Origin of the sequence: Mariniflexile sp. TRM1-10 (assembly GCF_003425985.1) — a bacterium.
Classification (GTDB): Bacteria; Bacteroidota; Bacteroidia; order Flavobacteriales; family Flavobacteriaceae; genus Mariniflexile.
Genome location: NZ_CP022985.1, coordinates 2,730,664 through 2,755,162, shown reverse-complemented (window position 1 = coordinate 2,755,162; position 24,499 = coordinate 2,730,664). Strand labels below are relative to the sequence as shown.

Sequence of the window (24,499 nt, the reverse complement as noted above, 5' to 3'; positions counted from 1 at the left end):
TTATTCCGTGTATAAAAGATAATTATCTACTAAGTGAATCAGTGTACGATCGGCTAAATGATTACTTTCTAAAGGAATGTAGTTAGCGATTCTGTTACCTGCATCAACAAAGTTTAGATCACCAGGACCGGAAACGATATTCACATAGGTTTTCTCGCCAAACTCTGTTTTAAGTAGTGTTTCTGTTAATCCGTTAATTAGTCCATCATCGGAGGCCGTACGTGTAGCTATAAAATGGTACTTAACAAAATTTGATATACCTTCTCTCGCTATATCGTTAGCCGGAACAAAGTTGGGTTCTCCGGTTACAGCATCTCCTGGCAATACACCATCCATTACAGCTTGTCTTATGGCATCATTACTAGGAATAACAAAAGTATACGGCGTTCCTAATTCGATACCATCGATGGCACCTGAAGCCTCATCGTAAAGTCCTGAACTCTTTAAAAATTCATAGAAATATGCGTACTGCGAGCCTGTTTCGGCTGCTAAAGCTGCCAAATCTACACCCTGAAACTCTTCACTAAACTCCAATATATTATCGATATAATAAGTACGGCCATTTCTTTGATCTTCATATCCTAAAATATTCACACGATTATCAAGTACTTCGTTACCTGCAGCAAATACCTGATTATTGTCCCATTTGATGTATTCTCCCGGTAAATCGAAATCTCCAGATCTGATAATTCCTGATCCCGAAAGGTCATTCAATTCCATATTAGGTGTTGGCACGATACCATTGTATAGTACTCTGGCTATTCTGGCTCTGGCTAAACTACCACGAACTTCATTGCCTGTTTCTGGCGATACGTAAACCCACTCTGATCGATTGATATCATAATCAAATCCTAAGTTCATTAGTATCTCATCAGAAGGTAGAAATAAGGTATAGTTACTATAAATATTACTAGCTATTTCGCGGTATCCGGAACCATCATTAAACAAACGGGTTGCTAATGTAAACGCAGGATCTAAATACGCCGAGGTATAAACACTGTAGAATAAATTTGACTCTTGAATTTTATTTGTACCGTAAAAGAACCCGTTACTTAAAAGCTCGGCTTCTATAACATCGGTATCCATATCAATACGGATATCTTCATCTAAAGCATTACTATAACCAGCAACTTTTGAAGGCCAAACGGCAGCTTGTACCATATGTGCATTAAAGAAATCTTCAAAGACATATTTAGGAAGTTTATCTAAAGCCGAATAGTTTTTCAATAAAACCTCATCCACAAATACTTGCAAGGCTGTATTTTCAGGAACGATTAAGGTATAAGCATCACTTTGTCCGTCGTTATCTGTAGCCTTTAAGAAATTTTCGTTGTTTGGTGAGAATGATAATGCTGGATCGTAAACTTTAACATAAACTTCATCAGACTTACGTGTGTAGTTCTGATAGGTTGTTGTCGCTTCCTGATCGAAAACATAGTTTACCAAATTGTCTTCAAGTAATTGATAAAACAAACTGTAATTTGGGCTTTCTTCTAATTTTTGATCCAAATTTAGCGGTGGTAACGACACTTTGTTTACCTCGTGAATAATGCCGTTTTCCGCAACGATATCAGCCTGAACGACTTCTGAACTTAATACATTAAATCCTGTATACGTAGAATTTGGAAAAAAGAAATTATAATCATAACTACCTAAGGTAGCAGCGTTCATATATTCTTCGGCAAAGTAAGTAATGTACTTATTATTATTGTCTCCAGAAATATAAGGATCGCCACCCTCTACATTATTGCGGTTAGACCCGACAACAACCATAGGTGTACCATCTACAACTTTATTTTGAAAGCCATCGTAATAGGCCGTTCTACGTCTAAAAGCCATATCTTCTTCCCAACCTATATTAGATTGGTAATCGGAAAGTCTTTCGGTACGAAAAGCATTATAAATTAGAGCATATTTAACAATTTTTGATGCGGTTAACGAGTCTATGCCCGAAACATCTGCGATACCCTGTTCCTGAAAATAATTTTCAAAAGCGGCATCGTTTGGTGCCATCATGGTCCAGTAGCCTGCTTTGCCAAGAATATCTTTATAACCCGCAACTTCAATAAGTTTGATTAGGTTTTGGAAATTCCCTGCAGCTTCAAGCTGCTGGTAGATAGGGGGCTCAAGATCATCTGGTCTTGCGTAATACTCATCTACTTCTTTTTTGCTACAATTAGCAAGAAAAAAGATAAGTGGTGAAAATAGCAAATAATAGCGTATTATTTTCTTCATTATGGTTTGACTTATTTAGGTTGTTAAAAAATAAAAAGTGGTTTCTATACCGAATTTTGGATAAAAGGGATGCCTTCTAGTAAATAGATAATTAGTTTTTGGTTAATAATTTAGTTTAGTTGTCAGTTTTCAGGATTATCGGTTACATAAACCTGAGTGGTTTAAATGTAGCAGCTACATTTATTATCCAAATTAAAAGTTAAAATTTTGTTAATCCATCCTGCACTATCCTGCTATAATCCATATTTTATAGCTTATTTTAGACATAAGGATATATTTTAGACAAGGATATATAGTTTCGTATTTCAATTGATTTAGAATATTTTTAGAATATTATATTTTACACTTCCTGTAAAATATAGTACTCGTAAAAAGGCTGCTACTCCCTAATTTTGAAGCAGTATATTTCCTCTTCTCCTTTTATCAATAAAATATTGTTTACTAATTTGCAAGCCCTAAACTCCAAGAGGTAATATTACAGTATAAATTACCATTCTGCGTAGCCACCTCTCCTATAGAAATCTCAGAACTTTCATCTAATACAAAATCTACAGTGTAAGTTCCAGCGGCACCAATTCTTTGGTATCCGATAACTTCGGGAGCAGTTTCTACATCGGCTACGTTAGGCAAGCCTCCATTTCCTTTGGTAATCACAAAATAAGCACCATCAGTGTTTGAATTGTGGTTAGTATTAAGCACCTCTACCGTTAATCTATAATTTGCTGGTTGTGCATCTATTACCTGATAGATCTTTCCATCAACAATATAAGGCGATCCCCAACCGGACTCTAAATTAAAGATATTCCCATTCTTTTGATCCCATCCACCAAGACCACCGTGGTTTTTAGCCGCATCGTTAGTAATCCATGGTTCTCCTAAAGTTCCCCAACGTCCACTTGTTTCAGATGCAACATATGGCACAGCTGCATTTTGTAATACTGGTAAAACAAAAGGCTTATGATTCGTATAGTCTGTATATAAGGTATCAAGACTTAATGGAGAATACATATAATATGAGCGGTGTTTTAAAGTAGAACCACTCATAAAATCGGAAATGTTTAGCAAATCCCTATTGGTACTAATAGTGACTTCTTTTTCTTCTCCTTCATTATTAGTATAAATTAATTCGGTTCCTAAAATTCCAGAGGTTTCATCTGTTAATGCAAAGCTTATACTTAAAGAACTTTCCTCTAAACTACTCGATAGAATTGTACGGTTCTTAATACTTTCAACATAGGTTGCTCCGTAAACTTCGGTTCCCGCTCTAATAATCTCTGAGCTTTTTCCTTGAGCATCTACCGCTTTAGCTTCAAACACATAAAGTTTTTCTTGTAAATTATCAATTTGAACAGAAATACTTCCGTCTGACACCGGAACAGTAACCGATTCTGCCTGATTATCCCAATGAATAATTACTTCTGAAATATTAGGATCGTCGATTACACCTTCGATTAAAACCATATTTAATCCCGGCCTTACAACAAAAGATTTCACTTCTCCTAAGGACTCGTCATATTTATTGACATCTGGGTATTCCTCTGAGCCGCATGATAAAACACCCAAAACAAGGGAAACAAAGAGCAGCCTTATTGCATAATTAATTTTGAATTTCATTTTTAGTTTAGTTATTTGGTTATAGTTGTTTAATATTCGTAAATGTATTATATCCAGTTATAGATACTATCCTGTAGTATCCTGTGTAGCTCATTCGATTATGCCACTATTTAGAACATGTTTGCTTTCTTTAGCTTAAGTGGTAATAAAAAGTTGATATGAATAACTATTGAAAAAGATAATATCACGATATAGATATTCTTAAACAAACATCAATTCGTATAGATATGTTTCAATATGTAGTATTTATTTAAATGGGTGTTCACCAATTTGTGCACCTTTTGGTTACTTCTCTTTGTTTTTTAAAAATAAAAAAACCTGTAAATCATGTGATTAACAGGTTTTTGTTGTTGATTGATATTCTATTGTGTCGGGGTGGCAGGATTCGAACCTGCGACCTCCTGCTCCCAAAGCAGGCGCGATAACCGGGCTACGCTACACCCCGAAGTTAGTTTTATTCTAACGGGATGCAAATATACTTTTTTATATAATATACTCATTAAATATTTTATTTAATTTTAAAAAATCTATTTTTAAACTTTTTTATATCAAATCAAGTTATATTAAGTTTTAATGACTAATAAATTAACCAAATTCAAATGATCAAACCCAGCTTATTCATTTTAAGGAAAACAGTTTTAATAACTGTTTTTTTTATTGGTATTTCTTTTACTTATGCACAACAGATTATAAAAGGTAGAATTATTGATAGCGAAAATGGTACACCTATTTCTAATACAACAATTATAAACACACAAAACAATATCACTGTAATTTCAAATAATTCAGGTGAATTTGAAGTACAGGAAACGGGAGTTTATCAATTTACCATAACAGGTTACCAAGAAAAAAACGAACACTTAAAGTTTGGTTACACCATTATTCAGCTCGAATTGAATCCTTCCAACTTAAACGAAGTTATAGTAAACACAAATCACATTCCCCAAAAACTACAAAGAGCAAACACAACCATTGATATTATCTCTTCTAAAGACATCGAACGTGGAAATACGGTTAATGTCGTTGACATTTTAAATAGAGTACCCAGTGTGTTTATGCAATCGGGCGCATTAAACACAAACAAAATCTCCATTAGAGGTATTGGCTCAAGAAATCTCTACGGAACTTCTAAAATAAGGGCTTATTTTCAAGACATTCCGTTAACTTCCGGAAATGGGGAAACGACTATTGAAGATTTTGAACTTAGTTCTATTTCACGTTTTGAAATCATAAAAGGAGCTGGTTCTAGTATCTATGGTGCAGGACTTGGCGGCACCATTCATTTAATTCCCAAAAGTGCTTATCTAAACCAAACTACGGTACAAAGTGATATATCATTTGGATCTTTCGGACTCATGAAAGGTGTTTTAAACGTAAACCACGGAACTGAAAGACATAGTTTTCGTGCCATTCACAGTAATACGCATAGCGACGGATATAGAGACAATAACAACTACGACCGACAAACGTTTACCATAAATACCAATCATTTTTTAAGCAACAATGATGATATGACATTTTTGGCTAGCTATGTAGACTTAAAAGGATTTATACCTAGTTCCATAAACGAAAATGCTTTTAAAAACAATCCGAAATCGGCTGCCTTTACTTGGGCACAATCTAAAGGACATGAAGATTCACAACGTGGTATTCTTGGACTATCATGGAACCATCAATATAATAGCAACACAAAACAAGTCACCAGTATTTTTACATCATTCAAAGAAGCCTACGAACCAAGACCATTTGATATTCTTACCGAAAACACTTCTGCAATCGGCATTCGAAGTCGTATTTTAGGCACAATAAAGAAATTGAATTGGACACTTGGTAGTGAGTTATTTAAAGACTCCTATAAATCGAGAAATTACGAAAACCTATATCAAGATTATCCCGCAGGCACAGGTAGTGTTAAAGGTGATAAATTCTCAGATTTTAAAGAAAAACGAACCTATTATAACCTCTTTTTCGAGACCAATTATATCGCTTCAGAAAAAACGACCCTTTCTATTGGATTGAATTTCAACAAAACATCTTATGATATATTAGACCGATTTGTTACAGATGAAAACCCAAATCAATCGGGTACTTACAACTTTAAAGGCATGCTATCCCCTAAATTTGGTATTTCACATGTATTTAATGATAACATCAGTGTTTACTCCAATGTGAGTCATGGTTTTTCGCCACCTTCAACTGCCGAAACCCTATTGCCCGATGGTTTAATCAATCCCCATATCAAACCAGAAACCGGCTGGAATTTTGAAGTGGGCACGCGCTCTTCTTTCATCAACAATCGTTTACAACTTAACTTAGCATTGTACAGATTGGATGTTAAAAACCTTTTAGTATCTAGAAGAACGGGCGATGATCAATTTATAGGCGTAAATGCTGGAAGAACCTTGCACAATGGTTTGGAAATGGTTTTAAAATATCAATGGATATCATCGGAAATCATCTCATTGAACCATTATGTTTCGTACACACTTAACGATTTTAAGTTTAAAGAATTTATTGATGATGGAAACAATTTCTCAAATAACAAACTAACAGGCGTCCCTTCAAACATATTAAATACGGGTATAGACTTTGACACAAAATTAGGGCTGTATACAACCGTTAACTACCAATTTGTTGGACGGATTCCTATGACAGATAGTAATTCGCTTTTCACAGACAGCTACAGTTTAACACATATCAAATTAGGTTACAAACATCCTATTAATAAAAACCTTAAATTAAATGCTTATTTTGGTTTAGATAATGTTTTTGATAAACGCTACGCATCACAAATACTAATTAATGCCACTGGTTTTGGCGGTGCAACACCAAGATATTATTACCCAGGCAATCCTGTTAATTTTTACACAGGAATAAACGTAAGTTATCTATTTTAACTAAATTTATAACAAAAAAAAACATGAAACAACAACTTATTGTATTCGTCATAATTTTAATCTCCTTAAATGCTTGTGCACAACAATCCGAATCTGCAGTAAAAGCCCAAAATCCTGAAAACGTAAATTATACAACAGAATTAGTTGTTTCAGATATAAACATTCCTTGGGGCATGGCATTTTTGCCTGATGGCAGTATGCTAATAACAGAAAAAGCAGGCGAACTTATCCATTTTAAAAATGGCACAAAAACCTTAGTTGAAGGCGTTCCCGAAATATATGTGCGTGGTCAAGGCGGTTTTATGGACGTAAAATTACATCCAAATTACGAAACTAATGGCTGGATTTATTTCTCTTATGCTTCCGCGGAAGGAGAAGGCGATGGTGGTAACACAGCCATCATGCGCGCCAAACTAAAAGATAACACCTTAGTTGAGAAAGAAGTCCTGTATAAGGCATCGCCTAACTCTAAAAAAGGACAACATTTTGGCTCCCGTATAGAATTTGATAACGACGGCTATTTATATTTTTCTATTGGCGAACGCGGCGAACGCGATATAAACCCACAAGACATTACCCGCGATTGTGGTAAAATTTACAGACTTCATGACGATGGACGCATTCCTAAAGACAACCCTTTCGTTAATTCAGAAAATGCAAAACCAGCTATTTATAGTTACGGACACAGAAATCCGCAAGGCTTAATTAAAAATCCGGAAACAGGAGACCTTTGGGAGCATGAACACGGACCACAAGGCGGTGATGAAATCAACATTATCCGAAAAGGAAAGAACTACGGGTGGCCAGTTATATCGTATGGCATTAACTATAACGGAACACCTTTTACAGATATTACTGAAAAAGAAGGCATGGAACAACCTCTTTTTTATTGGACACCCTCCATTGCTCCTAGTGGCATGGCATTTGTTACGTCAAATAAATATCCAGATTGGAAAGGAAGCATTCTAGTTGGTTCGCTTAAATTTGGATATTTGGAACGTCTTGTTTTAAACAAAGAAAAAGTTGTGAAACGCGAAAAATTGTTAGATAAAATTGGTCGTGTTAGAGACGTTATTCAAGCGCCAGATGGCTATATTTACGTGGCAGTAGAAGGCAAAGGCATCGTTAAAATAGTTCCTAAAAATTAAAAACAAATAGTATGAAATCGCCATGATTCGGAAACCCAAGTACCAATGAAAAACAAAGCGATTGCTTCGCCAGTTAGCTATCGCTCGTGTCCATATAATTTTTAAAAAACAATAAATATTTATATATGAAATTATTCCTGTTAAGTTTATTCGCTACACTTTCAGTTATTTTTACAAGCAATTCGCAAACCAACACTTTAAAAGCAAGCATGGAACGCGGTGAAGAAATCTACACCGATTTTTGTGTATCCTGCCATTTACCTAATGGGAAAGGTGTTGAAAGAGTCTATCCGCCACTTGCCAATTCAGATTACCTGCTTAAAAACAGGGAAGCTAGCATTAAAGGCATTAAATTTGGAATGAATGGTGAAATTGTTGTTAATGGAAAGAAGTACAACAATGTTATGACGCCTTTAGGCTTAAGTGATGATGAAATTGCCGATGTTATGAATTACATCAGCAATAGTTGGGGCAATAAAAACGACAACATAGTAACCAAAGCAGAGGTTTCAAAAATCAAAAAATAAAATAAGACACAGTAATTGATTTACATTTAACTAACTTTGTAAGACCTAATTAATCAAACTATTCATGCTTATTATAGGAATTGCTGGCGGAACGGGTTGTGGCAAAACAACTGTTGTAAATCAAATACTTAACGAACTTCCTGAAGGCGAGGTTGGTGTTATCTCACAAGATTCTTATTATAAAGACACCACGTATTTAAGTTACGAAGAGCGCATCAAAATAAATTTCGACCATCCCCGATCTATAGATTTTGAGCTTTTGGAAAACCATCTTAAAGATTTAAAAAACAACATTCCAATACACCAACCCGTGTATTCTTTCGTTAAACATAATAGAACAGGCGATACTATTTTAACGCACCCAAGAAAAGTAATGATTGTTGAAGGCATATTAATTTTAACACATCCAACGTTACGGGATATGTTCGATATTAAAATATTTGTGCATGCCGATAGTGACGAACGCTTAATACGCCGATTAAAACGTGATATTTCTGAACGTGGAAGAGATTTAGACGAAGTGTTAACACGCTATCAAACCACATTAAAACCCATGCACGACCAGTTTATTGAACCTATGAAAGAGTACGCAGACATTATTATACCAAATAACAAATACAACACGGTAGCGGTTGATATTGTTCGCACCATTATTAATAACAAGCTATAAATATGACTTTTTTTAAGCATAAAATATTCAAACCGTTTAAAAACATATTCATACTCATTTTAGCAGTATTTATAGTTTGGATGCTTTTTTTCGACGCCAATTCGTGGTTAATCCATCATGAATTAAATACCGATATTGATGCTTTGGAAAGCGAAAAAGAATACTATAAAAAAGAAATTGAAAAAGATAATAAAGCTATCAAAACACTAAGCACCAAAGAAGGTTTAGAAAAATTTGCTCGTGAAGAATATTATATGAAACGTGATAATGAGGAAATTTACATCATTGAATATGAAGATAGCCTAAAAACTAAAGAAAATGATTGATGGTTTGTTTGATGAATTCGATTCGGTTTCAGCTAAACAGTGGAAACAAAAAATCCAGTTCGATTTAAACGGTGCTGATTATAACGAAACGCTTATTTGGAAAAGTAACGAAGATATTTCGGTAAAACCATTTTACAATTTAGAAGATTTAAAAGCCATCCCAGAAGTTCCCAACACCAAAGCAACACCATGGCAAATTTGCCAAACTATTTTTGTTGCTAATGTTGAAAAATCGAACCAAAAAGCCATTAAAGCCATTCAACGAGGCGCAGAAAGCATCAAATTTATCATACCCAATCAAGATATTTCAATTAAAGATTTATTGGAAAACCTTGATGGCATTCCTGTTTTTTTAGAATTCCAATTTCTTTCTGAAACATATATCAAGAAGCTAAACGCATGGCAACTTGAGCACAATCAAAAGGCTTCTTTTAAAAACGACATCCAAATTCAAACAGACATCATAGGAAATCTTGCCAGAACAGGCAATTGGTTTCACACTATAAACAGCGATTTCACTGAATTTAAATCAATAATCAAGCAAACCAAGTCTTTTAAAATCGATGCTACCTTATACCAAAATGCTGGCGCCAACATGGTACAGCAATTGGCTTACGCACTTGCACATGCCAATGAATACTTAAATGCCATTGATAGTGATTTTAACACAGAAACCAAACAAACTTTTCAAATCACCTTTGAAGTTTCGATAGGTTCAAACTACTTTTTTGAAATCGCCAAATTGCGTGCCTTAAGAGTGCTTTGGAATACACTAGCCTCAGAATACGACATAAACAGCCATTGCCACATCACGGCAACACCTACAAAACGAAACAAAACCATATACGATTACAATACCAATTTATTACGGAGCACTACCGAATGTATGAGTGCCATACTTGGTGGTGCCAATACTATTTGCAATTTGCCTTATGATGCCATATATAAAAAAGCCAATACGTTTAGCGAACGAATGGCTCGTAACCAGCTTTTAATTTTAAAGCACGAAAGCTATTTTGATAAGGTAAACAATCCATCTGATGGGGCTTATTACATAGAATCTTTGACCAGCCAACTTGCAGAAAAAGCCTTAACTCTATTTAAGGACATCGAAGCTAATGGTGGTTTTTTAAAACAATTAAAAGAAGGTACCATTCAACGAAAAATAAAAGAAAGTGCCACCAAAGAACAGCAACAGTTTGATACTGGTGAAACTATTTTATTAGGTACAAACAAACACCCAAATCCTAATGACGTCATGAAAAACGAGTTAGAACTTTATCCGTTTGTAAAAACACATCAAAGAAAAACCCTTATAGAACCTATTATTGAAAAACGATTAGCCGAAACATTAGAACAAAAACGATTAAAGAATGAATAGAAACAGCTTCATATTATTTTTAGTTTTTAGTTTTTTATCTCTGTGCAATACATCCTGTTTAAGCATAGCCAAAGACGTTAAAAGCTGGATAGAAGTTAGCGATATTGAAGACGTTCGAGGTAAATATCATTTTTTAACCGAAGACCAAATAAAAATTTATTTACCAGACACTTTTAAAAAATATTCAAGAGCTGGATACGAAAAGCTTTTAGACTCTTTAGCGAGTAAAAAAAATTACGAACTGGAAATAAAACGCCTGGAGTTTTTACGCAATATGGAAGGCAATTTTCATATCTTTTTTGATGAAGAAACCCGTTCCACCTACACCATTAACACCATGCCGTATATGCCAATGCACAAAGGTGACGCGCAGTATATTTTAGGCATGATTTCCATGAATAACGATAAAATTTCAAGAACAACCGATTTAGAATTTACCAAAATCACCGCAAAATACAGTGCCAATGCCTGTACTCAAATTTTTAAGGCAATCCATAAAATCGAAAACAAAAAAAAACAACTCACAAGTTTCAATTCATCATACATCGTATCTGCAAATAGCAAAACTATTTACATACAATTATTAACAGGTTTTGATGTGAATTTCGACCCGTTTTTACAAAAAATGATATTATAATGTCTAGAAAAAATCTTCAGCATATTAATCTAAAGACCGAAATCGGGAAACCAAAATCAGAAGCTTCTGAAACTTTTGTTACAGCTGAAGGGATTGACATAAAATCAACTTATTCAAAACAAGACATTGAAAATTTAGAACACCTCAACTTTGCTGCTGGCATAACCCCAAACCTTCGCGGACCGTACAGTACCATGTATGTTCAAAAACCATGGACTATTAGGCAATACGCAGGGTTTTCAACTGCTGAAGATAGCAATGCTTTTTACAGACGCAACTTGGGAGCAGGACAAAAAGGACTTTCGGTAGCCTTCGATTTAGCAACACACAGGGGTTACGATAGCGATCATGAGCGTGTTACGGGCGATGTTGGAAAAGCAGGTGTAGCCATAGATTCGGTGGAAGACATGAAACGGCTTTTCGACCAAATTCCACTCGATAAAATGAGTGTCTCCATGACCATGAATGGCGCTGTTTTGCCCATTATGGCATTCTATATAGTGGCAGCACAAGAACAAGACGTTAAAACAGAACAACTTTCCGGCACCATTCAAAATGATATTTTAAAAGAGTTTATGGTGCGTAACACCTATATCTACCCACCTAAACCATCCATGAAAATCATATCGGATATTTTTGAATACACTAGTAAAAATATGCCAAAATTCAATAGCATCAGTATTTCGGGATATCATATGCAAGAAGCTGGTGCCACTTGCGATATTGAATTGGCATACACATTGGCTGATGGCTTAGAATATATAAGAAAAGGGTTAGACGCTGGCATGGATATAGACATGTTCGCCCCTCGCCTTTCGTTCTTTTGGGCCATTGGCATGAATCATTTTATGGAAATTTCCAAAATGCGGGCTGCACGCATGCTATGGGCAAAATTGGTAAAACAATTTCATCCTAAAAACGAAAAATCGTTAGTTTTAAGAACACATTGCCAAACCTCTGGTTGGAGTTTAACAGAACAAGACCCTTTTAATAATATAGCCAGAACCACTATTGAAGCCGCTGCAGCTGCTTTTGGCGGCACGCAAAGTTTACACACCAACGCTCTAGACGAAGCCATTGCGTTACCAACCGATTTTTCGGCACGAATTGCCAGAAACACACAACTTTTTTTACAAGAAGAGACTAAAATCACAAAAACGGTCGACCCCTGGGCGGGCAGTTTTTATGTTGAAAAATTAACCCATGATATTGCCCAAAAAGCATGGGCACTTATTGAAGAAGTTGAAGCACTTGGTGGTATGACCAAAGCTATTGAAGCAGGCATTCCCAAAATGCGTATTGAACAAGCAGCAACAAAAAAACAAGCACGTATTGACTCCAATCAAGATATCATTGTGGGCGTCAATAAGTTTAAACTTAGTAAAGAAGACCCCATAGTAACACTTGAAGTTGATAATGAAACGGTACGCAGACAACAAATTGAGCGTTTAAACACCATTAAAGCTGAAAGAAATTCTGAAAAGGTAAACATAGCCTTATCAAAATTAACAGAAGCGGCTAAATTTTATGTAAATTTGAATAATAAATCTGGGCAAGATTTTACATCTAAACTAAAAGATTCCCAACGTCGTGAGAATGAGAATTTATTAGTTTTAGCTGTTGAAGCAGCTCGAGAACGTGCCACATTAGGAGAAATTAGTGACGCACTTGAAGTGGTATTTGGACGTTATAAAGCTGAAATAAAATCGTTTTCTGGTGTGTATAGCAAAGAAATAAAAAATGACGCCTCGTTTAAAAAGGCACAAGAATTAGCCGATATTTTCGCCAAACAAGAAGGGCGAAGACCCCGTATTATGATTGCTAAAATGGGACAAGACGGTCATGACCGTGGTGCTAAAATAGTTGCTACAGGTTATGCCGATGTCGGTTTTGATGTCGATATTGGTCCCCTTTTTCAAACACCACAAGAAGTCGCAAAACAAGCCATCGAAAATGATGTGCATATTCTAGGTATTTCATCGCAAGCAGCAGGACACAAAACACTTGTACCTCAAGTTATTGGGGAACTTAAAAAATATGGTCGCCATGATATTATGGTTATTGTTGGTGGTGTCATACCAAAACAAGACTACCCATTTTTACTAGATGCAGGTGCCACAGCCATATTTGGCCCAGGTACCAAAATTAGTGATGCAGCCATTGATATTTTAGAGATTTTAATAGAGGCTAAATAAAATGGGGCTGTATAAAAAGTCTAGTTCCATGTCATATTAAGCTTGTCGAAATATTTTAACTTACTGGTAATCAATATCGGTTTCGACAAGCTACCATTGACGTATTTGCTAAACCGCTGTTTTATAGCTAATTGACAAACCAAGTTCTCTTGCCATTTTCATAATGTTCTTTTGTTTATTAAACAAGATCTTCTCCTCATAATCTTTGATTCCCTTCTCTACATATGACAGTCCTTTAACAAATAGCTTCCAATAGAGCTCTGCCAGTTTTCTTGCCATTGCCTTTATTGCCGGTGATGCCCCTTTCTTTGCCCTTATCTTTCTGCCAAAAGCACCCAATGCAATTTTCTTGCTGTTGAGCAGGCTCGTGGCCGCTTGCTTAAATATCAGGCCGGCCTTTGGTTGTCCTTTAGCCTTATAGTTTTTTTTCATCTTGCCCGAATGGTGCTGTTTTGGCGCCAGTCCCAACCAGGAAGTAAAATGCTTTTCTGTTTTCCATTTATGTAAATCAGTCCCTATTTCCGATAGGAGCTGCATCCAATTATAATCTGTTATACCGGGTAGGACCGTAGCATCTTTGCCTTCAAATATTTGCAATAGATAACGGTCCATTCCTTCTATATTTGGTTTGTGGTGCCTCACGTTTTTTCGTGGAGTTGCCTTATTTGATACTTTAGGCCGGTTTGCCCCCATCTTTTTAAGGACTTCTTCCATTTTCAGATCACAACCGGCAATTTGTTGTTGATAAAAATCATAGCACACCACTGCTTGGCCCAAAGCAAATAGCCCTGCTTCATTGTAGTGCCCTTTCAAGGATTTAAGGATCAGTTCCTTTTTTGTTTTCAACACACTCCCATGGCATAGCTTTACCAAAACCCCGGGATCCCTTTCGCCCTTTAAGATCGCCCTGATTATTTTCAATCCACTTACCCCGTGAACTTGGTCCAGAACTTCTTTTAGCCGAACGTTCATCAGGGTCAGTGCTTTTTGCATATGGTTAATATGCATAGCAGCACTACGGATGTGATCTTCGCGCAGGCGTTGATAGCTCCTTAGTTCATGTACCAGTTCATCTGCAACAAAACAACGGTTCAACAAACCATAGCTGTGCAATTGCTGTATCCATTGACAGTCCTTTACATCGGTCTTTCTGCCTGGAACTTGTTTTGTGCTCCTGCCATCCACCAACCATACATCGATGCCTCTTGCCTTCAATATATCATAGAGGATGACCCAATACACTCCCGTGGCTTCCATGGCCACTGAGGTTACATTGTTTTCCTCTAAGTAAGATACCGCCTGTTCCAGATCTGATGTGAAGGTATCAAAACTGCGAACCTCCTTATCTTCAAGACCTATGAAGATTTTTTTGGCTCCGATATCGATCCCTCCTGCGTTTTTCCTGATTTTTTTCATCCTACATTATTTTTTAAAATCACACCCAGAAAATTTTTATGCTTGCTAGACTACCATTCGGGCATTATTATAAATAAGCACCATAATCGCTACCCCTATTTTCTGAAAACCATACTCAACCACAGGTATATAAACACTACGCTGTGCCTCGGAAATATTGTGACTTTTTGTTAAACTTGCACAAAATACGTCATCGCATTCGCTAGTTAAAAACTTTAACAAAAGTCTCAACCTGACAAACTAAATTTAAAGGACTTTTTATACAGCCTCATTAAACCCACATTATGCCATGGAATGAAAAAAGTTAATCTACCTTTTCGTCTTTGTTTTTAATTTCATGCTCAACAAAATCACCTGCGCTAACAACAGTCCATTTGTCAAAAGTTTTAAAGTGTTTTTTAATTACTTTATTAACATCTGCAACGGTTAATGCTGTTATTTTATCTTCAATTTCTTTGTGAAACATCATATCCCTATCATAATACAAGTTATTATTAATCAATCCGGAAAGTTCATTATCTTTTGCTCTAGAGACATTCTCACCTTGCACCCAACTGGTAATGGCAACTTTTAATTCTTCTTCGGTAATTCCATCTTTTATAAAACGTTCTATTTCTTCTTTGAAGCCCGTTTGTACTTTTGCTGCATTTTCTGGTGCATAAATAGCATAGACCAGCATCGATGAATTTTTGTCATTTTTATCTGCATCAACACGAACTTGTCCACCAGCCCCATAACTAACACCATCTTGTTGACGTAATCGTGTGGTTATTCTGGAACTTAAAACACCGCCACCAAAAATTTCACCTGCTATTTGTAAAGCAGCATAATCTTCATCAACCTGGCTACTTTCAAACGGCAAAACACCTATACTTATGGCATTTTTCTTATCTGGTGTTTTTATATGCTCATTAGCTACCTTGTTAGGTGCAAATTTATCGGCTATAGGTGTATATGGTTTGTTCGACTTAAAATCAGCAAATTCGGTTTCAAAATAATTTTTCAATGTCTGCTCGTCGATATTCCCTATGGCAATTAAAGTAGCGCTATCTGAAAGGCCATAAAACGTTTTATAGTAATCTTGAATGGACTGAACTGTAACAGCATTAATATCTTGGATATCTTCCTCTATGGTTGTAGCATAAAGCGGATGTCCTTTTTTATACTTTTGATTTAATAACGACAACCTTTTGCTGGCCAAAAACTGAGGCTCCGTTTTATTTTGTTCAATGCCTGCCAATTCTTGTGTTTTAAGCTTATCGAGTTCATCTGCATCAAATTTTGGGTGCTTTAGCATATCGGTCATTAAAGCTAATGCTTCCATAAGATGCTCTTCAGTTGTATTTATGTTTGCTGTTACACGGCCATTGGAACCATTAAAGTAGATAGATGATTTTATAGCACTTAATTTGTCTTCAATGTCCTGTCTTGAATTGTTCTGGGTGCCTTTATTAAGCATTCTAGCCGTATAGCTTGCCACCTTACCTTTGTTCATAAAATCGTTTACATTTCCATTTCTAAAAGTAAAGGATAGTGTTACCGTTTTACCACGATTATCTTTTTTAATAAAACCATACTCTATAGGTGTTTTTTGCAGGGTCCCAGAATTTAATCTGCTTTGAATATTATCATAAGACACATCAAAAGCTTCACCTGCTCCGTAGCCTTCTTTTCCTTTATAGCTAGAAACCAATGCTTCAATACCTTCAGTATGTTCAATTTCTATTCTAATTGGTTGTTTGCTTGGTATAAAATTTCCAACGGTTCTATTGGTATTAATTAAGTAACGTTGGATGGCTGTGTTAACCTTATCAGCAGTCATACTTTCAACTCTATCGCGATGAATAAAGGACAACCTCCAATCACCTGCACCAATAAATTCACTCATATAAGTACCCAAATACGCCGAATTCCTGCTTATTTGATCATATTGCTTCAATAAATTGGCTTTAGCCCTATTTACTTCTTCTTCGGTTACCGGTTCATCTTTAAAAGCATCTAGTGTAGAAAGCAATGTAGATTCAGCTTCAGTTATTAATTTATCTGATGGCACATCTACATTAATATACAAAAACGAAGGTTCTTTTGTAAATGGTGAGTAAGACCATACCGAAGAAGCTTTCTTTCCATCAACGAGTGCTTTATAAAGTCTTCCTGAAGGCTGGTCGGTTAAAATTTCTTCTGCAATTGCCATGGCTGCATAGTCTTCATGAGAACCAGCAGGTATATGATATAAAGTGGATACAATTTGCAAATCGCCTACTCGGCTAACTGCTACACGTTTTTCACCATCTTGCGCTGGCTCAATAGTTGGAATATCTCGAAGTGGTATGCTAGGGTTTTTAATCCCTGAAAACTTTTTATCAATTAGAGCTAAAGTTTTATCGGTTTCAAATTTCCCTGTCACCATCAATACAGCATTATCTGGTCGGTAATATTTTTTGTAAAATGCTTGTAGATTTTCAATAGGAACACGCTCAATATCAGAACGATTACCAATGGTAGAATTTCCATAATTATGCCACATGTAAGCTGCATCAATAACCTTTTGCATTAATACCCTTGATGGGGAGTTTTCACCGCTTTCAAATTCATTTCTAACTACTGAAAATTCCGATTCTAAATCTTTTTTTGCCACATATGAATTTAGCATCCTATCTGCCTCCAGATCTAAAGCCCAATCTAAATTTTCGTCATTTGCATTAAAAGTTTCAAAATAATTGGTTCGATCGTAATAAGTCGTTCCATTGGGTCTAGCCCCTCGAGCGGTTAACTCCTTAGGTACATCCGGATGGTTCGGTGTGCCTTTAAACAGCATGTGTTCCAATAAATGAGCCATGCCTTTTTCTCCATAACCTTCATGCCTAGACCCTACTAAATATGTAATGTTTACGGTGATGGTTTGAGATGAATTGTCTGGAAACAACAAGACTTTCAACCCATTATCAAGCATGTATTCGGTAATACCTTCAACACTGGCTGTTTTTTTAGTTTGGGCTTCTAATGTTAGTGATGTTACCACCAACATGATAGAAATCATTAAAAATTTCATGTTTTGATTGATTTTCTTCATAATTTTTAGCATTTCCGTAAAAATAATAATTAAAAACAAAAACTTATGTTAAATTTATTACAGATTTCCTCTGATTTTAATTCAACTTATCATTAATTAATTCTTAAAGACTGTCTAAGTTTTATCCTTTGGTTCTTTTATGTGCCTTTTTCCACCATACTTTAACTATTTTTCGGTTTGTAGCTATGTACCTCTCCCTCGCGGCAGCCTGGCTCCTTCGCTAAAAAGGTCTCCCAGACCTTTCTTTTACGCTCGGCCCTGTCTGACGATGAAATACACTATAAAATATTCCAAAAACAAAATTTAAACAGTCTCTTATAATTTGGGTTTTTATTACTCATAAATAATTGTATTTTTACCGTTCATAAAACCAAATCATTTAATGGGTAAAATCATTGCAATTGCAAATCAAAAAGGAGGCGTTGGAAAAACAACAACATCCATAAATTTAGCCGCTTCACTAGGCGTTCTGGAAAAAAGAGTATTACTTATTGATGCTGACCCTCAAGCAAATGCAACTTCCGGAATAGGACTTGATGTAGAATCTATAGAAATAGGCACCTACCAACTTTTAGAACATTCTAGTTCTGCAAGAGATGCCATTCTAAAAACAGAAACACCTAATTTAGATATTATCCCAGCGCATATCGACTTAGTGGCTATCGAAATAGAACTCGTTGATAAAGAGGCTAGAGAGTACATGCTAAAAAAAGCATTACAAGAAATTAAAGACGATTACGATTATATTTTAATTGATTGTGCGCCATCTTTAGGTTTATTAACCTTAAATGCTTTAACAGCCGCTGATGCTGTAATAATACCTATTCAGTGTGAATATTTTGCACTTGAAGGTTTAGGAAAGCTTTTAAACACCATTAAAAGTGTTCAAAAAATACACAACCCCGAATTGGATATCGAAGGCTTATTACTAACTATGTATGATTCACGTTTAAGACTGTCTAACCAAGTCGTAGAAGAGGTTCAAAAGCACTTTAACGATATGGTATTTCAAACCATCATACAACGCAATGTAAAATTAAGTGAAGCGCCAAGTTTTGGGGAAAGCATTATTAATTACGATGCCGCTAGTAAAGGCGCTACCAATTACTTAAGTTTAGCAAAAGAAATTATCAATAAAAACGCTTAATTATGGCTAAGGCAATAAAAAAACAAGCTTTAGGAAGAGGTTTATCGGCACTTTTAAAAGATCCAAGTAACGACATACAATCGGCACAAGATAAAAATGCGGATAAAGTTGTTGGTAATATTATTGAGTTAGATATTGCCTTTATAGAAGTCAATCCCTTTCAACCGCGTACCAATTTTAGCGAAGAATCGCTGCGTGAATTAGCATCATCTATAAAAGAATTAGGCATCATTCAGCCTATTACCGTTAGAAAACTAGGTTTTAACCAATACCAGTTGGTATCTGGTGAACGTCGTTTTAGAGCCTCAAAATTAATAGGTTTAGAAACCATTCCTGCATACATACGTATTGCAAACGATCAAGAATCGTTAGAAATGGCTTTGGTTGAAAACATTCAACGTCAAGATTTAGATCCTATTGAAATTGCTTTATCTTATCAACGTTTAATTGATGAAATCAACTTAACACAAGAACAAATGAGCGAGCGCGTTGGTAAAAAACGTTCTACCATTACCAACTACTTGCGTCTTTTAAAATTAGATCCTATTATTCAAACAGGGATGCGTGATGGGTTCATTTCTATGGGACATGGCCGTGCTTTAATTACGGTTGAAGACCCAAGCACCCAGTTAGATATTTACGAAAAAGTACTTTCAAACGAACTGTCGGTACGGGATACAGAAAATCTGGTTCGCAACTACAATACCACCCAAGAAGTAAAAGTAGCACCTAAAAAAGAAGAAAGCGAAGAAACCCCAAAACATATTAAAGAGGGAATTAAAGCCATTTCAGAATACTTTGGGCATAAAATAGACGTTAAAGTCTCTAAGAATGGAAAAGGAAAAATTACGATTCCGTTTCATTCTGAAGAAGATTTTAATCGTATTAAAAAATTAGTTGAAGGTGCCAAATAAACTCTTTATAGCTAGCGTATTCTCACTATTATTTTGCTGCTTTCTATCAGCACAAGAAAAAAACAACAAAAAAAAAGAGTTACCTGCAACTATTACTGTTGATTCTATTATAGAAATCAAAAAACCCTATAATCCGCTTTCTCCCGCAAAAGCTGCTTTTTATTCGGCAGTTTTGCCCGGTTTGGGGCAAGCCTACAACAAAAGATATTGGAAAATCCCCATCGTTTATGGTGGATTAGCCACAGGCATTTATTTTTACACAAACAACAATAAAGAATACCATCGCTACCGAGATGCCTACAAAAGCAGACTGGCAGGTTTTAAAACCGATGAGTTTTATTTTGATTCTCAAGGCAACCCATTAACGACACCTCGCGTTACAACCGATGGTTTAGAACGAGGCCAAAAGTTTTACCGAAAAAACAAAGAAATTTCACTTTTGGTAACATTGGGTATTTATGCCTTAAACATTATTGATGCCAATGTAGATGCACATTTAATGCAATATAATGTAGATGAAAACCTATCTTTGGCACCACATTTTAAAATCAATGAGATTGATGCAACAAGCAATCTTGGATTAACTTTAAATTTTAAATTTTAGCCCATAATGGGCATTTGACAAATTAAAACTATAAATAAATGAAAATAGCTTTACTTGGATATGGGAAAATGGGAAAAACCATTGAGCAAATTGCCATTAAACGCGGACATACCATTGTTTTAACCGTTGATAAAGATGATGAAGGTTACGATATAACAAAAGCCGATGTTGCTATAGATTTCAGTATTCCAACCGTGGCTTTTAATAACATTTCCAATTGTTTAAATAACGGTGTTCCTGTAATTTCCGGAACTACCGGTTGGTTGGATAATTATGATAATGCGGTCGCTTTATGTAAAGAAAAGAAAGGCGCTTTTATTTATGCTTCAAATTACAGCTTAGGGGTTAACATCTTTTTCGAGCTCAATAAAACACTGGCTAAAATGATGAGTACTCTAAAACAGTATAATGTGTCTATGGAAGAAATTCATCACACACAAAAATTGGATGCACCTAGCGGAACAGCTATTTCTTTGGCTAATGATATTATTGCTAACAATGCCAATTTTGATGCTTGGAAATTAGACGAAACTGCTGACAGAACCATTCCTATTATTGCCAAACGTATTGAAGATGTTCCGGGGACGCATACAGTAAATTACGAAAGTGACGTAGATACCATTACTATAGAGCACGTGGCACATACCAGACAAGGGTTTGCCTTAGGTGCTGTCATTGCTGCCGAATGGCTTGCAGGAAAAACAGGTGTTTTCACTATGAACGATGTGTTAAATATTGGTTAATAGATTCAAAAACACGTAACAACATAAGTAAGTTTAGCTACTAAAAAAAATAAAAAACTACGATTATGACATTGATGCAATGGTTTATTTTCATTTTAATTATTCAAGTAATACATGGTTTAGGAACTTGGAAATTATACATTAAAGCAGGAAGACACCCATGGGAAGCTTTCGTGCCTGTATATAATGCGGTTGTTTTAATGAAAATTATTAATCGTCCGTGGTGGTGGGTCATTCTTTTATTTTTACCTATAGTAAACCTTATTATGCTTGCCGTAGTTTGGGTAGAAACCGCTAGAAGTTTTGGAAAAAACAGCAATTTAGACACGTTTTTAGCAGTAATCACTTTAGGTTTTTACAATTATTATTTAAATTATGTTTCCGATGTTAAATACGTAGAAGACAGAAGCTTGCATCCTAAATCTGGTGCAGGCGATTGGGTAAGCTCTATTTTATTTGCCATAGTTGCTGCAACCATAGTGCACACCTATTTTATTCAACCGTTTACCATTCCTTCTTCATCTTTAGAAAAATCGTTATTAGTTGGCGACTTTCTTTTTGTAAGCAAGTTTCATTACGGTGCCAGAGTGCCCATGACAACGGTGGCCGCCCCTATGGTACATGATACCATTCCTCTATTAAATACGAAATCGTATTTGTTTGATGACCACAAAGGGAGCAATTCTTGGAAAAACAAATTACAATTACCATACCTTAGAATTCCAGGTTTTGAAGATATAGAACGAAATGATATTGTAGTTTTTAACCAACCGGCGGATACCTTGTTGGATATGAATGATTTTCATCCAGACAGAAACTATTATAAACCCATAGACAAAAAAACCAATTTAGTAAAACGCTGTGTTGGTGTTGCAGGCGATTCCTTAGAAATTCGCAACGGTTTTGTTTATATTAACGGAAAGAAGAATGAGCTGCCAGATAGAGCCCATTTACAGTTTAGTTATAAGGTTGATGTAAAACCTGGTCAAGGGTTTGATAATAACATATTGAGTTATCTTAAAACAAGATATGATATTACAGACGGCATCTACCGTGATAATAATGGTGATATTATTGTTCCTGCTGCAACAGATTTTGCTGCTGATCAATTTAAAAACCATCCTAGTGTTGCTAATATTACACGTCAAATTGCAGAAAAAGGCGTTAGAGATCCTAAAATTTTTCCACACGATCCCGACTATAAATGGAACTTAGACTTTTTTGGTCCACTATACATTCCTGAAGCTGGAAAAACAATAGATATAAACCTAAAAGTATTACCTCTTTACAAACGTGTTATCACAGAGTACGAAGGCAATTCGTTGCAAGTAAAAGGCAACCAAATTTTAATTAATGGTGAAGTAGCAACTACTTATACCTTCAAACAAAATTATTATTGGATGATGGGTGATAACCGACACAATTCTATTGATGCCCGCTCTTGGGGCTTTGTGCCTTTTGACCATGTGGTTGGGAAACCCGTATTTATTTGGATGAGTTGGGATGGTAAAAAGCCACGCTGGGAACGTTTCTTTACGACCGTTAACGGCACAGGTAAAGCAACCTCTTATCTTATTCCTTTCCTTATTTTATTATTTGGATGGATTGGTTTTAACAAATGGAGAGCGAGAAAGAAAAAAGAATAGTTGATTCGTTTTTTGTTGATTTGATGATTAAAAAACATAATAGAATTCCTTATAATACAGAAATCTATTTTATAATCATTCATGTCCAATGAAATCACCTTTAACCACGAATTTGTTTAAACAATCATCAATAGAAATGAAGCGATAGCTCGTGTTTTTCTTTAAAAGTCAATAAATATTTCTATATGAAAAAGATTCCTGCCTTCGCAGGAATTAGCGCATCAACAAATGAACATCATCATACACCCAACATATTTCCCTAACATCGCCCATTTTGTAGCCATAGCAAATGCTAAAGATGTTATGTTTGAAGTTGATGATAATTTTTTAAAACAAACCTACCGAAACCGTGCTTATATTTATGGCGCAAACGGCAAACTTGCTTTAAACATTCCTGTTATTCATACCCAAAAAAACAGGCAGAAGTATCGGGATGTTAAAATTTTCAATGAAACCAAATGGCAAGATTTACATTGGAAATCTTTACTTTCGGCCTATAGAACCTCGCCTTTTTTTGAGTTTTATGAAGATGAATTACAGCCCTTATTCAACTTAAAAGCTGATTATATTTTAGATTATAATTTGAAATGCTTTGAGGTGATTTGTGATTGCTTACAATTGGATTTGCATACTTCAAAATCGGAAGCTTATCAAAAAACCATCGAAAACACAAGTGATTTTAGGTTCTTGGTAAACGCAAAAAAAGAACAACCACAGGCATTTGATCGTTACACCCAAGTCTTTAGCGACAAACATGGTTTCATTCCAAACTTAAGTATTTTGGATTTGTTATTTAACGAAGGTCCGAACGCTCTAAATTATTTAGAATCCCAAACTATAATCCCTCAATAATGTTACAAACAGTAGCACATTACGGTTGTCATTTTCTAATACCGTTAGTGGTGGCTTTGTTTTTCTATAAATCGAATTGGAAATTCGCCTATTTAATCATGATTTTAGGCATGTTCATAGATTTAGACCACCTGCTAGCAAACCCAATTTTCGACCCCAACAGATGCAGTATAAACTTCCACCCACTACACTCCTACTATGCCATTGGTGTCTATCTATTGCTTTTTATTCCGAAGAAAACAAGACTGATTGGTTTAGGTTTGGTCATACATATTTTTGCTGATCTGGTAGATTGTGAGTTGATGTGATTTTTTTGAAGTTGCAAAGTCTCAAAGCTACAAAGTTTCAAAGCTACAAAGTTTCAAAGATGCAAAGTTTCAAAGCTACAGAGTTGCAAAGCTGCAAAGAATCAAAGTCTTGGAATTAAAGATTAACGAGTAACGATTTTTGATTTCTGAATAAAATTGAGACTGT

At 35.5% G+C, this 24,499-nt stretch carries 19 protein-coding genes and 1 tRNA gene; 15 read left to right on the top strand and 5 right to left on the bottom strand.

Translation table 11 applies throughout. From position 1 onward, the window contains the following. The 3 genes from CJ739_RS11720 to CJ739_RS11710 all read right to left on the bottom strand — a co-directional run bounded on the left by CJ739_RS11720 (window position 1) and on the right by CJ739_RS11710 (window position 4,294). Window positions 1-2,235: a fasciclin domain-containing protein gene (locus CJ739_RS11720; RefSeq protein ID WP_117175490.1), complete on the bottom strand. Its 2,235-nt coding sequence runs from the start codon at window positions 2,233-2,235 to the stop codon at window positions 1-3. Between the two features lie 441 nt (window positions 2,236-2,676). Next, window positions 2,677-3,849, bottom strand: a complete 1,173-nt coding sequence (locus CJ739_RS11715) for a DUF4998 domain-containing protein (RefSeq protein ID WP_117175488.1) — start codon at window positions 3,847-3,849, stop codon at window positions 2,677-2,679. A gap of 370 nt (window positions 3,850-4,219) precedes the next feature. Continuing rightward, window positions 4,220-4,294, bottom strand: a tRNA-Pro gene (locus tag CJ739_RS11710). A gap of 154 nt (window positions 4,295-4,448) precedes the next feature. Between CJ739_RS11710 and CJ739_RS11705 the strand changes: the two genes are divergently transcribed. From CJ739_RS11705 to scpA, 8 genes are all read left to right on the top strand, one after another. Further along, the gene (locus CJ739_RS11705) at window positions 4,449-6,746 is read left to right on the top strand and encodes a TonB-dependent receptor (protein WP_117175486.1); all 2,298 of its coding nucleotides are present in this window, start codon (window positions 4,449-4,451) and stop codon (window positions 6,744-6,746) included. Between the two features lie 23 nt (window positions 6,747-6,769). Next, window positions 6,770-7,894 carry a PQQ-dependent sugar dehydrogenase gene (locus CJ739_RS11700; protein ID WP_117175484.1) on the top strand — a complete coding sequence of 375 codons (1,125 nt, stop codon included), beginning with the start codon at window positions 6,770-6,772 and terminating at the stop codon, window positions 7,892-7,894. Between the two features lie 125 nt (window positions 7,895-8,019). Then, entirely contained in the window at window positions 8,020-8,421 is a 402-nt protein-coding gene (locus tag CJ739_RS11695) for a c-type cytochrome (RefSeq protein WP_236951495.1), read from the top strand. Window positions 8,422-8,485: 64 nt separating this feature from the next. After that, entirely contained in the window at window positions 8,486-9,091 is a 606-nt protein-coding gene (udk, locus tag CJ739_RS11690) for a uridine kinase (RefSeq protein WP_117175482.1), read from the top strand. A 2-nt stretch (window positions 9,092-9,093) separates the two neighbouring features. Beyond that, window positions 9,094-9,417, top strand: coding sequence for an FtsB family cell division protein (locus tag CJ739_RS11685; protein WP_117175480.1), 324 nt, complete (start codon window positions 9,094-9,096; stop codon window positions 9,415-9,417). Beyond that, a complete protein-coding gene (locus CJ739_RS11680) occupies window positions 9,410-10,798 on the top strand; it encodes a methylmalonyl-CoA mutase subunit beta (protein WP_117175478.1) in 1,389 nt (462 codons plus the stop codon). The genes CJ739_RS11685 and CJ739_RS11680 overlap by 8 nt, the downstream gene beginning before the upstream one ends. Next, entirely contained in the window at window positions 10,791-11,435 is a 645-nt protein-coding gene (locus tag CJ739_RS11675) for a hypothetical protein (protein WP_117175476.1), read from the top strand. The genes CJ739_RS11680 and CJ739_RS11675 overlap by 8 nt, the downstream gene beginning before the upstream one ends. Further along, a complete protein-coding gene (gene scpA / locus CJ739_RS11670; RefSeq protein ID WP_117175474.1) occupies window positions 11,435-13,630 on the top strand; it encodes a methylmalonyl-CoA mutase in 2,196 nt (731 codons plus the stop codon). Before CJ739_RS11675 ends, scpA begins: the two co-directional genes overlap by 1 nt. A gap of 108 nt (window positions 13,631-13,738) precedes the next feature. Here scpA and CJ739_RS11665 read toward each other — a convergent pair whose 3' ends face one another. Both CJ739_RS11665 and CJ739_RS11660 read right to left on the bottom strand, forming a co-directional pair. After that, window positions 13,739-15,046 carry an IS110 family RNA-guided transposase gene (locus tag CJ739_RS11665; protein ID WP_117172209.1) on the bottom strand — a complete coding sequence of 436 codons (1,308 nt, stop codon included), beginning with the start codon at window positions 15,044-15,046 and terminating at the stop codon, window positions 13,739-13,741. A gap of 304 nt (window positions 15,047-15,350) precedes the next feature. Then, window positions 15,351-18,119 (bottom strand): M16 family metallopeptidase, encoded by a 2,769-nt coding sequence (locus CJ739_RS11660; RefSeq protein WP_162880194.1) that lies wholly within the window; start codon window positions 18,117-18,119, stop codon window positions 15,351-15,353. Window positions 18,120-18,501: 382 nt separating this feature from the next. On the opposite strand from CJ739_RS11660, the gene CJ739_RS11655 reads away from it, so the two are divergent. The 7 genes from CJ739_RS11655 to CJ739_RS11625 all read left to right on the top strand — a co-directional run bounded on the left by CJ739_RS11655 (window position 18,502) and on the right by CJ739_RS11625 (window position 24,333). Further along, entirely contained in the window at window positions 18,502-19,266 is a 765-nt protein-coding gene (locus CJ739_RS11655; RefSeq protein ID WP_117175470.1) for a ParA family protein, read from the top strand. Between the two features lie 2 nt (window positions 19,267-19,268). Next, window positions 19,269-20,180, top strand: coding sequence for a ParB/RepB/Spo0J family partition protein (locus tag CJ739_RS11650; RefSeq protein WP_117175468.1), 912 nt, complete (start codon window positions 19,269-19,271; stop codon window positions 20,178-20,180). After that, window positions 20,170-20,784 carry a DUF5683 domain-containing protein gene (locus CJ739_RS11645; protein ID WP_117178934.1) on the top strand — a complete coding sequence of 205 codons (615 nt, stop codon included), beginning with the start codon at window positions 20,170-20,172 and terminating at the stop codon, window positions 20,782-20,784. The genes CJ739_RS11650 and CJ739_RS11645 overlap by 11 nt, the downstream gene beginning before the upstream one ends. A 38-nt stretch (window positions 20,785-20,822) precedes the next feature. Further along, window positions 20,823-21,527 (top strand): 4-hydroxy-tetrahydrodipicolinate reductase, encoded by a 705-nt coding sequence (gene dapB, locus CJ739_RS11640; RefSeq protein WP_117175466.1) that lies wholly within the window; start codon window positions 20,823-20,825, stop codon window positions 21,525-21,527. Window positions 21,528-21,592: 65 nt separating this feature from the next. After that, window positions 21,593-23,173 carry a signal peptidase I gene (gene lepB / locus CJ739_RS11635; protein WP_117175464.1) on the top strand — a complete coding sequence of 527 codons (1,581 nt, stop codon included), beginning with the start codon at window positions 21,593-21,595 and terminating at the stop codon, window positions 23,171-23,173. A 228-nt stretch (window positions 23,174-23,401) separates the two neighbouring features. Further along, a complete protein-coding gene (locus CJ739_RS11630; protein ID WP_117175462.1) occupies window positions 23,402-24,025 on the top strand; it encodes a WbqC family protein in 624 nt (207 codons plus the stop codon). Continuing rightward, on the top strand, window positions 24,025-24,333 hold the full coding sequence (locus CJ739_RS11625; protein WP_117175460.1) for a DUF6122 family protein: 309 nt from the start codon (window positions 24,025-24,027) through the stop codon (window positions 24,331-24,333). The genes CJ739_RS11630 and CJ739_RS11625 overlap by 1 nt, the downstream gene beginning before the upstream one ends. Window positions 24,334-24,499: the final 166 nt, after the last annotated feature.